The 11,791-nt window shown below is 72.6% G+C and carries 11 protein-coding genes; 5 read left to right on the plus strand and 6 right to left on the minus strand.

Translation table 11 applies throughout. The features are described 5' to 3' along the window. Nucleotides 1-73: 73 nt before the first annotated feature. Nucleotides 74-1,186 (minus strand): sensor histidine kinase, encoded by a 1,113-nt coding sequence (locus tag IEZ08_RS40790; RefSeq protein ID WP_084779595.1) that lies wholly within the window; start codon nucleotides 1,184-1,186, stop codon nucleotides 74-76. Nucleotides 1,187-1,348: 162 nt separating this feature from the next. On the opposite strand from IEZ08_RS40790, the gene IEZ08_RS21475 reads away from it, so the two are divergent. The 3 genes from IEZ08_RS21475 to IEZ08_RS21485 all read left to right on the plus strand — a co-directional run bounded on the left by IEZ08_RS21475 (nucleotide 1,349) and on the right by IEZ08_RS21485 (nucleotide 4,832). Further along, nucleotides 1,349-3,196 (plus strand): gamma-glutamyltransferase family protein, encoded by a 1,848-nt coding sequence (locus IEZ08_RS21475; protein ID WP_189242791.1) that lies wholly within the window; start codon nucleotides 1,349-1,351, stop codon nucleotides 3,194-3,196. A 260-nt stretch (nucleotides 3,197-3,456) separates the two neighbouring features. After that, the gene (locus IEZ08_RS21480; RefSeq protein ID WP_203863437.1) at nucleotides 3,457-4,071 is read left to right on the plus strand and encodes a MarR family winged helix-turn-helix transcriptional regulator; all 615 of its coding nucleotides are present in this window, start codon (nucleotides 3,457-3,459) and stop codon (nucleotides 4,069-4,071) included. A 206-nt stretch (nucleotides 4,072-4,277) separates the two neighbouring features. Then, on the plus strand, nucleotides 4,278-4,832 hold the full coding sequence (locus IEZ08_RS21485) for a carboxymuconolactone decarboxylase family protein (protein WP_068921536.1): 555 nt from the start codon (nucleotides 4,278-4,280) through the stop codon (nucleotides 4,830-4,832). Nucleotides 4,833-5,000: 168 nt separating this feature from the next. Here the strand turns inward: IEZ08_RS21485 and IEZ08_RS21490 are convergent, their stop codons facing one another. Both IEZ08_RS21490 and IEZ08_RS21495 read right to left on the minus strand, forming a co-directional pair. After that, nucleotides 5,001-6,458 (minus strand): flavin-containing monooxygenase, encoded by a 1,458-nt coding sequence (locus tag IEZ08_RS21490; protein ID WP_068921537.1) that lies wholly within the window; start codon nucleotides 6,456-6,458, stop codon nucleotides 5,001-5,003. 326 nt (nucleotides 6,459-6,784) lie between these two features. Continuing rightward, nucleotides 6,785-6,955 (minus strand): hypothetical protein, encoded by a 171-nt coding sequence (locus tag IEZ08_RS21495; RefSeq protein ID WP_176728397.1) that lies wholly within the window; start codon nucleotides 6,953-6,955, stop codon nucleotides 6,785-6,787. Nucleotides 6,956-7,169: 214 nt separating this feature from the next. Between IEZ08_RS21495 and IEZ08_RS21500 the strand changes: the two genes are divergently transcribed. Beyond that, the gene (locus IEZ08_RS21500; RefSeq protein WP_068921538.1) at nucleotides 7,170-7,949 is read left to right on the plus strand and encodes an SURF1 family protein; all 780 of its coding nucleotides are present in this window, start codon (nucleotides 7,170-7,172) and stop codon (nucleotides 7,947-7,949) included. A 47-nt stretch (nucleotides 7,950-7,996) separates the two neighbouring features. Continuing rightward, a complete protein-coding gene (locus tag IEZ08_RS21505) occupies nucleotides 7,997-8,308 on the plus strand; it encodes a DUF3817 domain-containing protein (protein ID WP_068921539.1) in 312 nt (103 codons plus the stop codon). A gap of 111 nt (nucleotides 8,309-8,419) precedes the next feature. Here IEZ08_RS21505 and IEZ08_RS21510 read toward each other — a convergent pair whose 3' ends face one another. From IEZ08_RS21510 to IEZ08_RS21520, 3 genes are all read right to left on the minus strand, one after another. Next, entirely contained in the window at nucleotides 8,420-8,611 is a 192-nt protein-coding gene (locus tag IEZ08_RS21510; RefSeq protein WP_068921540.1) for a tail-anchor membrane protein, read from the minus strand. A 194-nt stretch (nucleotides 8,612-8,805) separates the two neighbouring features. Further along, on the minus strand, nucleotides 8,806-10,146 hold the full coding sequence (locus IEZ08_RS21515; protein WP_068921541.1) for a protein kinase family protein: 1,341 nt from the start codon (nucleotides 10,144-10,146) through the stop codon (nucleotides 8,806-8,808). Further along, nucleotides 10,143-11,717, minus strand: a complete 1,575-nt coding sequence (locus IEZ08_RS21520) for a serine/threonine-protein kinase (RefSeq protein WP_189242779.1) — start codon at nucleotides 11,715-11,717, stop codon at nucleotides 10,143-10,145. The genes IEZ08_RS21515 and IEZ08_RS21520 overlap by 4 nt, the downstream gene beginning before the upstream one ends. Between the last annotated feature and the right edge of the window lie 74 nt (nucleotides 11,718-11,791).

An 11,791-nucleotide genomic window follows, 5' to 3' on the forward strand; every position in this document is an offset into this window, starting at 1 on the left:
CGCTCCGGTGACCACGTCGTCTCCTCCCGAGGCGTCGGGGCCCCTCCCGAGGTCATGGGATCTCCTCCCGAGGTCATGGGGTCTCCTCCGGGATCGGCAGCCGGGCCTCCACGCGGAAGCCCCGCCCGTGGCGCCCGGCGGTCAGCGTCCCCCCGAGGGCTGCGGCCCGCTCCTTCATCCCGGGGATGCCGTTGCCCCCGCCCAGGCTCTCGGCCGGGGTCCCGTCGCCGGAGTCGGTGATCCGGATCAGCAGCTCGTCGGGGCCGTACTCCAGCAGGATCTCGACCGCGGAGCCGGGGGCGTGCCGGGCGACGTTGGTGAGGGACTCCTGGACGATGCGGTATCCGGCCAGGTCGGCTCCGGACGGGAGCGGCCTGACCCGGCCGGTGACGCGCCGGGTGACGTCGAGGCCGCTCCGCCCGGCCAGCTCGTCCAGCCGGTCCAGCCCGCCCGCCGGGGAGCGCGGCGCGCCGTCGCGGAGCACGCCGATCAGCGAGCGCATCTCGGTCAGCACCTCCTTGGACGCCTGCTTGATCGTGGTGAGCGCGGTGCGGGCCTGCTCGGGATGGTCGTCGATCAGGTGCAGCGCGGTGGAGGCCTGCACGTGGATGAGCGAGATGTTGTGGGCGAGCACGTCGTGCAGCTCCTGGGCCATGGTCAGCCGCTCCTCGCTGGCCTGCCGCCGTGACTCCTCCTCGGTCACCCGCGCGTGCTCGGCCGCCCGTTCCCTCCTGGCCCGGACGAACTCGCCCACGGCCAGGGCGATCCCCATGACGGCCGCGATGGCGATGGTGTGCCACAGTCCGGGGCTGGGGACGGGCGCCAGCCAGTTGGTGTAGACGACGAGGAACACGTAGGCCACGGCCGAGGCGGTCCAGGCGACGCGCCGGTGGCCGAGGACGACGGTGAAGTAGAGCGCGATGATCGGGCTGAAGAAGATCGGGCCGTAGGAGTGGCCCCGGATGATGAAGGCGAAGGTCGAGGCGAGCGTGACGACCAGGGTGAGCACCGGGCGGGTGCGCCGCATGGCCAGGGCGAGCGGCCCGACCAGGAGCAGGGCGACGCCGAGCGGGTCCACCGGGAGGCGGTCCGGCTGGTTCTCCTCCGCCCCGTAGTGGGAGACGACCTGGGCGGCTCCCACGATGAGCGGGAGCATCCGGTCGGTCAGGCGGGGGCGGGTGCGCACGCCAAGCACCCTACGCCCGCCCGCGGGCCCGGGCGTCCGCCCTGCGAGGCAGGGTGCGCTACATCCCCGGGCGTATCGGGGTGCCCAGGGGTATAGGGGTGGCCACGGGTATAGGGCTGACAAACCTGACAACCTGGGTAAAGCTGTCCGCAGGAGGTCATGATGATCGCTCATCGCTTCGCGGTACCGCTCGCCGGTGTCCTGGCCGGGAGCTCCGTCCTGCTCGCATCGCCCGCGACGGCGGTGACACCACCCGTCACATCGCCCGCCGTACCTCTGGCCGGTCCGCCCCCGCCCGCGACGCCGGCCGGGGGCGGGCAGCGGGAGAAGGTCCCCGTCGCCGAGGGGTACGGCGGCGCGGTCTCCACCGTCGACCTGGACGCGAGCGAGGCGGCGCTGAAGGTGCTGCGGCGCGGGGGCAACGCGGTGGACGCGGCGGTCGCGGCGGCGGCCACGCTCGGCGTCACCGAGCCCTACTCCGCGGGACTGGCCGGGGGCGGGTTCATCGTCTACTACGACGCCCGGCGGGAGCGGGTCCACACGATCGACGGCCGTGAGACGGCGCCCAGGGCGATGACCGCGACCTCCCTGGAGGGCATCCCGTTCGAGGAGGCCGTCACCAGCGGGCTCTCCGCCGGGGTCCCGGGCAGCGTGGCGCAGTGGGAGCTGGCGCTGCGCCGCTTCGGCACGATCTCGCTCAAGCAGGCGCTGCAGCCCGCGATCCAGGTGGCGCGCGAGGGGTTCACGGTCGACCAGACCTTCCACGACCAGACCGCCGCCAACGCCGCCCGGTTCGCGGACTTCACCTCGACCGCGAAGCTGTTCCTGCCCGGCGGCGCGCCGCCCCCGGTCGGCTCCACCTTCCGCAACCCCGAACTGGCCGAGACCTACCGCCTGCTCGGCCGGTACGGCGGGCGCTGGCTGTACCGCGGCGGCCTCGGCACCGAGATCGTGGCCACGGTCAAGAACCCGCCGGTCACCCCGGGCTCCACCCGCAACGTCCGGCCCGGCCTGATGGAGATGCGGGACCTGGCGGCCTACCGCGCCCTGGAACGCCCGCCCACGAAGATCACCTACAGGGGCATGGACGTGTACGGCATGGCGCCGCCGTCCTCGGGCGGCTCGACGGTCGGCGAGGCGCTCAACATCCTGGAGGCCCTGCCCGACGTCGGCGTGCACGAATACCTGGAGGCGTCCCGGCTGGCCTTCGCCGACCGGGGCAAGTACGTCGGGGACGTCCCCGGCGTGCCGCTGCGTGAGCTGCTGTCCGACGGGTTCGCCAAGGAGCGCGCCTGCCTGATCGGCGAGCGGGCGATGCCGCACCCGGCTCCGCCCGGCAACCCCGACGGCGCCTACGAGCCGTGCCCGGCCGCTTCCGGGCCTTCGGCCTCCCCGGACTCCCCGGCATCCCCGGAGACGGGTGCGGAGACGCCGCCCGAAGGGCCGGAGACCACCCATTTGGTCGTGACGGACCGCTGGGGCAACGTGGTCGCCTACAACATCACCATCGAGTCCACCGGCGGCAACGGCATCGTCGTCCCCGGACGGGGCTTCCTGCTCAACAACGAGCTGACCGACTTCACCTTCGGCCCGGCCCCGGGCGACCCGAACCTGCCCGGCCCGGGCAAGCGCCCCCGCTCGTCCATGGCCCCGACGATCGTCCTCGACGACGGCAGGCCCCTGCTCGCCCTCGGCTCGCCCGGCGGTTCGACGATCATCACGACCGTGCTGCAGATCCTCGTGAACCGCTGGGAGCTGGGCATGTCCCTGCCCGAGGCGCTCGCCGCCCCCCGGGCCACCCAGCGCAACACCGCCCAGACCCAGGCCGAGCAGGGCTTCCTCGACCGCTACGGCGCCGAGCTGACCGCCAGGGGGCACAGCTTCACCCTCAACCCGGAGATCGGCGCGGCCACCGCCGTGGAGTTCCTCGGCCGCGGCAGGCTCCAGGCCGTCGCCGAGCCGTCCCGCCGCGGAGGCGGCAGCGCCCTGGTCGTCGTCCCCGCCCGGTGACCGCCTCTCCGGGGCGGTACGGCGCCGCCCCGGAGAGGCGACCCCTTCTTCGGAGGTGGTTCCCGGACCTCCAGAGGTGGTTCCCGGACGCACCGGCCCGGCGATCATCCGGCTCCCGGGCCCTCCTCCGCCGGCGCCGGTACGGTGGGAGGCGGAGCGGCGTTTTCGGCGCCGCCGTACGGCGGGTGCCCGTCCGCGGGGCGCGACGCCTAGGATTCCGGGAGTCCGCACCGCTGAGGATTCCGGGGGAAGGTGAACCGGTGGACGTGGGTCAGCCCGTGGAGGTGCCGGGGCCGCCACGCGACGAGCAGCTGCTCACGGGGCTGGCGAGGCTGGGACAGGCGGTGCGGATGAGCGCCTGGCGCAACGCGGGGCCCTATGGACTGACACCCCTCCAAGCCGACATCCTGACGTTCCTCGCCGGGGACGATCGCCCCCGGCGGCAGGGGGAGGTCGTCGCGGCTCTGGCCTCGACCGCGCCGACGGTCAGCGACGCCATGCGGGCCCTCACCGGCAAAGGGCTGGTGGGAAAGGCCAGGGACGCGGCCGACGCCCGGGCCTTCGTGCTCACTCTCACCGACGCGGGGCGGGAGGAGGCGGCTCGGCTGAGCGTCGTTCCGGAACCGCTGCGGGCGGCCGTGGCCGCGCTGGATCCCGGCGATCTCGCGGCGATGCTGCGCGGGGCGGCCACGATGATGCGAGAGCTGCAGGAACGCCGGGCGATCCCGATCTCCCGGATGTGTGTGACCTGCCGTTTCTACCGTCCCGACGCGCATCCGGAGGATCCGGAACGGCCGCATCACTGCATGTTCGCGGACGCGCCCTTCGGCGACGGAGAACTCCGTCTCGACTGCCCGGACCACGAGCCCGCCTGACCGCGAGCCCGCCTGACCGCGAGCCCGGCTGCCCATGAGCCCGGCCGATCCCGCGGTTCATCCGTCCGCCTGAACGGCTCACCCGGTGGAGGGGGCCGTTCGTGTTTTCGGTCCTCGGTCCTCGAAGACCCAATCCGGAGTTGAATATTTGGCACTGCCAACTATACTTGGCAGTGCCAAGTGTTGATCCCCTGTGAGGAGTTCCCATGCCTCGTCTGTCCGTCGTCGATCCGGCCACCGCAAGCCCGGAGGCCCGCGTCCTGCTCGGCAAGGTCGAGCGCGCGCTCGGTGCCACCCCCAACATGATGCGCGCCATGGCCGCCTCCCCGGCGGTTCTGGACGCCTATCTGGCCTTCAGCGGAGCCCTGGGCAAGGGACGGCTCTCCGCCGCGGTCCGCGAGCAGCTCGCGCTGGTCGCGGCTGTGGAGAACAGCTGCGAGTACTGCCTGGCGGCGCACACCGTCCTCGGTGAGCGGGCGGGCGTCAGCGGCGCCGACCTGGAGGCCGGGCTCGACGCCGACGCCGCCGATCCGGCCGTGGCCGCCGCGCTCCGCTTCGCCCGCGCGGTGATCCGCAACCGCGGATTCGTCTCCGACGCCGACCTCGCGGACGTCCGTGCCGCGGGTTACGGCGACGGCGAGATCGGTGAGATCATCGGCGCGGTCGCGCTCAATGTCTTCACCAACTACTTCAACTCCGTCGGCCAGACCGAGCTGGACTTCCCGCCGGTGGAACTGCCCGCCAAGCCCGCCGACGCCTGACCCGTCCACACCGCGTGACCGTCCGGGTCGCGTGACCGGGTTCGCATGTGCGCGCCGTACGGCCTCCGTCCCGGGGGGGGCCGTACGGCGCACGCATGCCCGGCGAGTGATCCCGGCGGGCGGCGCTCAACGGATGAGGCCCAGTGAATGAGGCCCAGTGGATGAGGCTCAGTGGATGAGCTCGTACGCCTCGGCCTTCGGTCTCCGCATCCGGGCCCAGTACTCGAAGGTGAACCCGGGCCAGGTCGTGCGGTTGACGCCGTGCTCGTCGAGGTACCAGCTCCTGCAGCCGCCCTCGTTCCAGATCAGGGCGTGCAGGCGTTCCTGGAGGCGGTCGTTGTACGCCCGCTGGGCCCCGGGCCGCACGTCGAGGGCCCTGGCGCCGGTCTTCGAGAGCAGCCGCAGGCACTCGATCACGTATCCGACCTGGGACTCGATCATGAAGACGACCGAGTTGTGGCCCAGGCCCGTGTTCGGGCCGAGCAGGAAGAACAGGTTGGGGAAACCGGCGGTGGAGACGCCGTAGTAGGCCTCGATGCCGTTCTGCCAGGCGTCCTGGATCTTCAGGCCGTTCCGGCCGATGATCCGCTGCTCGTTCAGCGCGTCCACGACCTTGAATCCGGTCCCGTAGACGATGACGTCGACCTCGGTCTCCCTGCCGGCGGAGTCGACGATCGAGTTCTCCCGGATCTCGGTCACCTTGTCGGTGACCAGTTCGACGTTGTCCCGGGTGAGCGCGGGATAGTAGTCGTTGGACAGCAGGATGCGCTTGCAGCCGATCGTGTAGTCCGGGGTCAGCTTGGCGCGCAGCTCCGGATCGGGGACCTGCCGCTCCAGGTGGCGCCGGGCCACCACCTCCTGCACCTTCATCAGGCGCGGGTCGATCGTGAAGCCGAGGGCGCGCGTCTCCAGCACCCAGTAGATCGAGTTGCGCAGCGCGCGGGCGGCGCCCGGCAGGCGCAGGAGCCGCTTGGCCGCGGGCGGGAAGGCGAAGTCGGGCTTGGGCTGGATCCACGGGGGCGTGCGCTGGAAGACCGTGAGCCGGCCGGCCCGCTTGGCGACCTGCGGGACGAACTGGATGGCAGAGGCGCCGGTGCCGATCACCGCGACCCGCTTGCCCGTCAGGTCCACGGAGTGGTCCCACTCGGCGGAGTGGAAGGCCGGGCCCCGGAAGCGCTCGCGGCCCGGGATCTCCGGGAACGACGGTATGTGCAGCGCCCCGATGCCGGAGACGACCGCGTTGGTGGTGAACGTCTCGCCGTCGGCGGTGCCGACCTGCCAGCGGTTGGCCGCGTCGTCGTACTCCAGCCCGACGACCTCCTTGCCGAACCGGAAGTGGGAGGCCAGGCCGTACTTCGCCACGCAGGCGCGCATGTAGTCCCAGATCTCGGTCTGCGGGGAGAACATCCGTGACCAGCCGGGGTTGAGCTCGAAGGAGAAGGAGTACATGTGCGAGGGGACGTCGCAGGCGCAGCCGGGATAGGTGTTGTCCCGCCAGGTGCCGCCGAGGTCCGCGGCCTTCTCCAGAATCACGAAGTCGTGGTATCCGGCCGCTTTCAGCTTGATGGCCATGCCGATCCCGGCGAAGCCGGAGCCGATGATGGTTATCCCGGGGCGAGTTCTCATGCGCTCTCCTTATTGGACGCAGAGTCCAATGTAATCGGCGCACCTGAGCGCCGTCCATACCCGCCGGGCGGTGAGACGCCTCACACCGACTGGTCGGTACGGCGTGGGCCCGGGACCGCGGGGAAGGGCCGTGAAGGGAACGCGAAAAGCGCCGAGGGCGGGGCCTCCGGCGCTGATGGTCGCGAGCCGCCGACGTCGCGGAGCCCGCAGAAGTCACAGGACTCGCGGAGTTCGCGGAGCTCGGGACCGGGAGAGACGGGAAGGTCCTGGGAAAGGGGGCGTCCCCAGGATCGTCCGGATTCTCGGTTCCGCGGAACTTCTGGTGCTTACCTGAGGATCAGATAGGCGGCCACTGCGATCACGACGATCACGGCGAGCGCGATCGCGATGGGCACGAGCGGCGACCGCTTCTCCACGGTCGCCTCCGGCTCGTTCCGCTGCGCGAACGCGCGGAACTGCTGCGTGTTCCCTGCCGGGTCAATCTGGGGATCAGACATGGCTCGACTTTAGCGACACCGGATGACTTTTCGACACAGGTTCCCGATACGCGGACGGCGAGTCATACCGAATGGGGCTGGGGCATGGCGGACAGGATCGGCGAATGCCGGACGGGACCGGCGAATGGCGAACAGGGCCGGAGACCTGACGGAGCTGGGAACGCCGGACGGGGCTGGGGACGGAACCGCGCACCTGGGCGGATAGCGTGGTGTCATGCTCCGGATCCTGTTCTCCCCCCGTGTGGTGGTGCTGCACCTTCTCGCGATCGGGGCGCTGGCGGTGTGCGGGCTGCTCGGCCGCTGGCAGCTCGGCGTCTTCGAGGACTCCGGAAAGCCCCAGGCGGCGCTCGACCCCGCCCCGGTGGCGGTGAGCACCCTCACCGGCGTCGGCGAGCACCTGCCGGGAGACGCGATCCGCCGTCAGGTGACGGCCGAGGGGACCTTCGACGCCGACGGGCAGCTCCTGGTGGCCGGGCGGGACGAGGGCCTGTGGATCCTGACCCCGCTCGACCTGGGCGACGGCACGACGATCCCGGTCGTGCGCGGCTCGGTGCCCGCGGCCGGCCATCCGGCGACGGCCGTACCGGAGGGAAGGGTCACCGTCACCGGGCGGCTCCTGGCCTCCGAGTCGAGCGACAGCGTGCGCCGGTCCCGGCAGCTCCCGCCGGGCCAGGTGGCGGCCGTCTCGTCGCCCGAGCTGATCAACGTGTGGCGGGGGGTGAGGCTACGCGACGGCTTCGTGGTGGCCGCGTCCCAGTCCCCGGCCCCGGCCGTCGCCGCCACGCCGGTTCCCGTGGGACCGCCCACCGCCGCGGGGGCGCTCACCTGGCGCAACCTCGCCTACGCCGCCCAGTGGTGGATCTTCGGGCTGTTCGCGGTCTTCATGTGGTGGCATTTCGTCCGCGACGCCGTCCGGAGCGGCAGGGCCGGACCCGGACCGGAGGCCGAATCCTCGCCCGCGACGGGCGGGGAGTCCCGGCCGGCCGCCGTCTGATCCCGCATATCGTTGAGTGTCCGAACCCCAGACCGAGGTAGATCACAGTGGAATCCGCCCTCAAGCCCTTCCGGGTCCTCGCCTACATCGTCGGCGTGATGCTGATAGTCCTGGTGACGTGCATGGTCCTCAGGTACGGCTTCGACATCGAGGGCCCATCGAAGATCGTCTCCCCGATCCACGGGTTCCTCTACATGCTCTATCTCGTCGCCACCATGAACCTGGGCATGAAGGCCCGCTGGTCGTGGCAGTACATCCTCGGCGTGATGCTCGCGGGCACCGTGCCGCTGCTGTCGTTCGTGTTCGAGCGCAAGGTCACCCGGCGCGTGGAGGGTGAGATCGCCGCCGCGACGGCCTGAGCCCTCCGACGGCGAGCCCTCCGACGGTCTGGGCCCAACGACCTACGGGCCCGGGCTCCCCGGCGGCCTGGAGCCCGGCGGAGACCGTTCTGCCGTCCCGCCGGGCCCGGATCAGCGGCCGAGACCGCGCCTGCGCGCGCGCTTGAGCCGCTCGCGCTGGGACGGGTCGAGCATCAGATAGCCGACGACCGGGGCGGCGACGACGCCCAGGAAGACCAGCAGGGCGATCCAGTTCGGCAGGAAGATCCACGAGAGCAGGACGGCCGCTCCGGCGCCGACGGCGTACTTCTGGACAGGTGACATTCCCGGCATCCTCCCAACGCGGAGCGCACGCCCCGCCTGGTGTCATTCTGCGTCGCCCGTCCAACGCGCGGACCCGTCACCCCGGTTCCCGCTGAGATATATCTCGATTTCCGGAACACTGTCCGGCCGCCGACACCGACGTTGCGGGTGCCCGCCCCGTCACCTGCGGCCGGGGAGAATCCCCGTGCCGGCGGTCACTTCGTGCGGCTGAGGGTTCCGAGGATCCAGCGGGTGGTTTTGAGCGCGCCCTCGCGGGTGGCGCCGCCGGAATCCTCCGCGCTCCTGCGTGAGTACTGGACGGTGACCACCAGGTTGCGGGCACGGAAGATCACCGTGGTGGTGTAGGTGAGGCCGTTGGTGACCTCCTTGGTGAAGGCCTCGTCGGCGATTCCGGGGACGGCCTCCAGCTCTCTGCCGACGGTCAGGGGGAGACCGACGCCGGTCGCGGTCCGCCCGGCGGTCTCCTTCCGGAACCGGGTGTAGTTCTCCCGCGCCACCTTCACCGACGAGAGACGGAAGGCCTCGATCTGGAGGGTGAACTGGAAGCTGCCGGGCTCACCGCCGATCGCTCCCCAGTTGCAGCGTTTCGAGCCACCCCGGGACGGGGCGGTGTCCAGCCGCAGATCGGACGCCTGCTGCTCCGAGACGAGCGCGCAGGGATCGATCTCCTCGGTGAAGAACGTGGGCAGCGGGACCGGAGCGGCCGCCGGGGCCGGACCCGGGGCCGGGTCCGGGGCCCGTGCTCCGGAGACGGCCCACCACACGCCGCCGGTCACCACGAGCGCGGCGACGACGGCGAGCGCGACGGCCAGGAGCGGTGACCTGCGGCGGGAGGGCGCCGGGCGGGGAGCGAGGCTCTCCAGGGTCAGGCGGACGGAGGTGGCGTCGGGCCGGCGCGCCGGGTCGGCCGAGAGCAGGCCGTCCAGGAGCGGGGCGAGAGGACCGGAGGCGGTGACGCCGGTTCCCGGATCCGCCAGCGGGGTGCCGTCGGCCATGCGCGGGGCGGTCCGGGTCTCCGGCAGGTGCCCCTCCACCGCGGTGTAGAGGGCGGCGCCCAGGTCGCGCAGGTCGTCGGCGGGGACCGGAGCGGCGACGCCGGTCAGGACGACCCGCCCGTCGGGGGTGAGCAGGATGGTGTCCGGGGTGGCGGTGAGGCGGACGCCGTGCCGCTGGGCGGCGGTCAGCGCGTCGAGTACGGCCAGGCCCACCTCGGCGGCGCGTTCCGCGGGCAGCGGCCCCTCGGCCCGGACGGTCTGCGCCAGGGAGCGCCCGTCGGCCGACTCCAGGATCAGCCACATCAGACCGGGACCGGGGATCACGTCGTGCAGCGTGATCACTCCGGGGTGCCGCAGCTCGGCCGCCGCGCGGATCTGGCCCAGCAGCCAGTCGTGGTGCGGGCCGGGCGGCGGGAGCCGTACCTCGGAGATCGTGACGTCCCGGTTCAGCGTCTCGTCGCGGGAACGCCAGCTCGTTCCGGTGGGGTCGCGGCGCTCCAGCAGGCGGTAGCGGCCGGCCAGCAGGTTCGGATCGCTCATCCCCGCCGCTCCAAGCCCTGGGCGACGAGTCTGGCGGTGCGCAGGGCGTTCCGCCGCAGGGTGGCGGTGACCCGCTTGCCCGGGACCGACAGGTCGACGGTGACCAGCAGGTTGCTGGAACGGAAGCGGACGGTGCTGGAGGCGTGGGAATCCAGGAGGGTCCCGTCGTAGGCGAACGCCTCGTCGCCGACGCCGCTGACGTCCTTGAGCGGATCGACGGTGCCGAACAGGCCCTTCCCCGCGTCGGCCTCGATCTTATTGCGTTCGGCGGTGAAGAACGCGTGCGCGGTCTCGGGGCCGGTCTTCCCGGGGGTGGGGCCGTGCGCGGTCAGGGAGACGCGGATCTCCGTGTCGTTCTCAGGGCTCTCCCAGACGCACGACGGCTCCAGCTTGAGCTGCGGGTTGGCCGGCATCTCGGTCGGCGAGGCGCCGGGGGCGACGGCCCGGGCCTGCGCGCCGGTCAGCAGGGAGCACAGTTCGGGGGCGGTGGGGAAGCGCCCGGCCGTCCGGGGGTCGGGGCCGGTGGGCGTGGGGACGGGCGGCGCGGAACCGCCCGAGGTGAGGAGGACCGCGGCGGCCACCCCGGCCGCCACGACGGCCAGCCCCGCTCCGGCGACCAGTCCGGTACGGCTCCGCGCGGTCCGCGAGCCTCGGGCCGCACGAGGGGCGGGCGCGGTCTGCTCCCCCGTGACCGGAGCCGCCGGGAACCCCGGGGGCGTCGAGGACGCCGGGGAGAGCGGTCCGGCGGGCCTGCCCTGGGAGACCTCGCGCAGGGCGGCGCGGAGCGCACTCTCTCCGGGCCGCTCGCGGGGGTCCTTGGCGAGTACGGCCAGCAGCACCGGGGCGAGCTCCCCGGCCCGGGACGGGTACGGGGTCTGCTGGGTGAGCACCGCGCCCAGGGTGGCGACCGGGGTGCCGCGCTGGAACGGCCCCGCGCCCTCGACGGCTGCGTAGAGCGCCGCGCCGAGCGACCACAGGTCGGCGGCCGGGCCGTCGCCGGTGCCGCGCAGCCGTTCCGGGGCGATGTAGCCGGGGGAGCCGACCAGCGCATCCGGGGAGGTGAGCTGGACGTCCCCTTCCAGGGTGGCGATGCCGAAGTCGGTCAGCAGCACGCCGCCGTCCTGGTCGATCATGATGTTGGCCGGTTTCACGTCGCGGTGCACGATGCCCCGGCTGTGCGCGAGGGCCAGCGCGTCGAGGACGGCCAGGCCGATCGCGGCCACCCGCTCCGGCGGCAGCGGACCGCGGGCGCGGATCACCTGGTCGAGGGAGTGCCCCCGGACCAGGTCCATCACGATCCACGGGCGGCCGTCCTGGGCGATGACGTCGTGCACGGCCACGATGGACGGGTGGCTCAGCCGGGCCGCGGCCCTGGCCTCGCGGAGCGTCCGCTCCCGCAGCTCGGCCCGCTGCGCCTCGGGCAGGTGCGGACCGAACGTGACCTCCTTGACGGCCACCTCGCGATGGAGCAGCTCGTCGCGGGCCCGCCAGACCACGCCCATGCCGCCCGCGCCGAGGCGCTGGAGCGCCCGGTAGCGGCCCGCCAGCACCGGGAGCGCCTCGCCCGTCACCGGCTCACCTCACGATCGTCCGTCACCGGTTCACCCCGTACTCGCCTGTCACCGGCTCACCTCGCACTCGCCCG

This window comes from Planobispora rosea (genome assembly GCF_014648175.1).
Taxonomy (GTDB): domain Bacteria; phylum Actinomycetota; class Actinomycetes; order Streptosporangiales; family Streptosporangiaceae; genus Planobispora; species Planobispora rosea.

Excerpts from the sequence above, each read along its gene's own strand:
- IEZ08_RS21475 (WP_189242791.1), top strand. The coding sequence starts at position 1,349 with ATGATCGCTCATCGCTTCGCGGTACCGCTCGCCGGTGTCCTGGCCGGG.
- IEZ08_RS21485 (WP_068921536.1), top strand. The coding sequence starts at position 4,278 with ATGCCTCGTCTGTCCGTCGTCGATCCGGCCACCGCAAGCCCGGAGGCC.
- IEZ08_RS21490 (WP_068921537.1), bottom strand. The coding sequence starts at position 6,458 with ATGAGAACTCGCCCCGGGATAACCATCATCGGCTCCGGCTTCGCCGGG.
- IEZ08_RS21495 (WP_176728397.1), bottom strand. The coding sequence starts at position 6,955 with ATGTCTGATCCCCAGATTGACCCGGCAGGGAACACGCAGCAGTTCCGC.
- IEZ08_RS21500 (WP_068921538.1), top strand. The coding sequence starts at position 7,170 with ATGCTCCGGATCCTGTTCTCCCCCCGTGTGGTGGTGCTGCACCTTCTC.
- IEZ08_RS21510 (WP_068921540.1), bottom strand. The coding sequence starts at position 8,611 with ATGTCACCTGTCCAGAAGTACGCCGTCGGCGCCGGAGCGGCCGTCCTG.
- IEZ08_RS21515 (WP_068921541.1), bottom strand. The coding sequence starts at position 10,146 with ATGAGCGATCCGAACCTGCTGGCCGGCCGCTACCGCCTGCTGGAGCGC.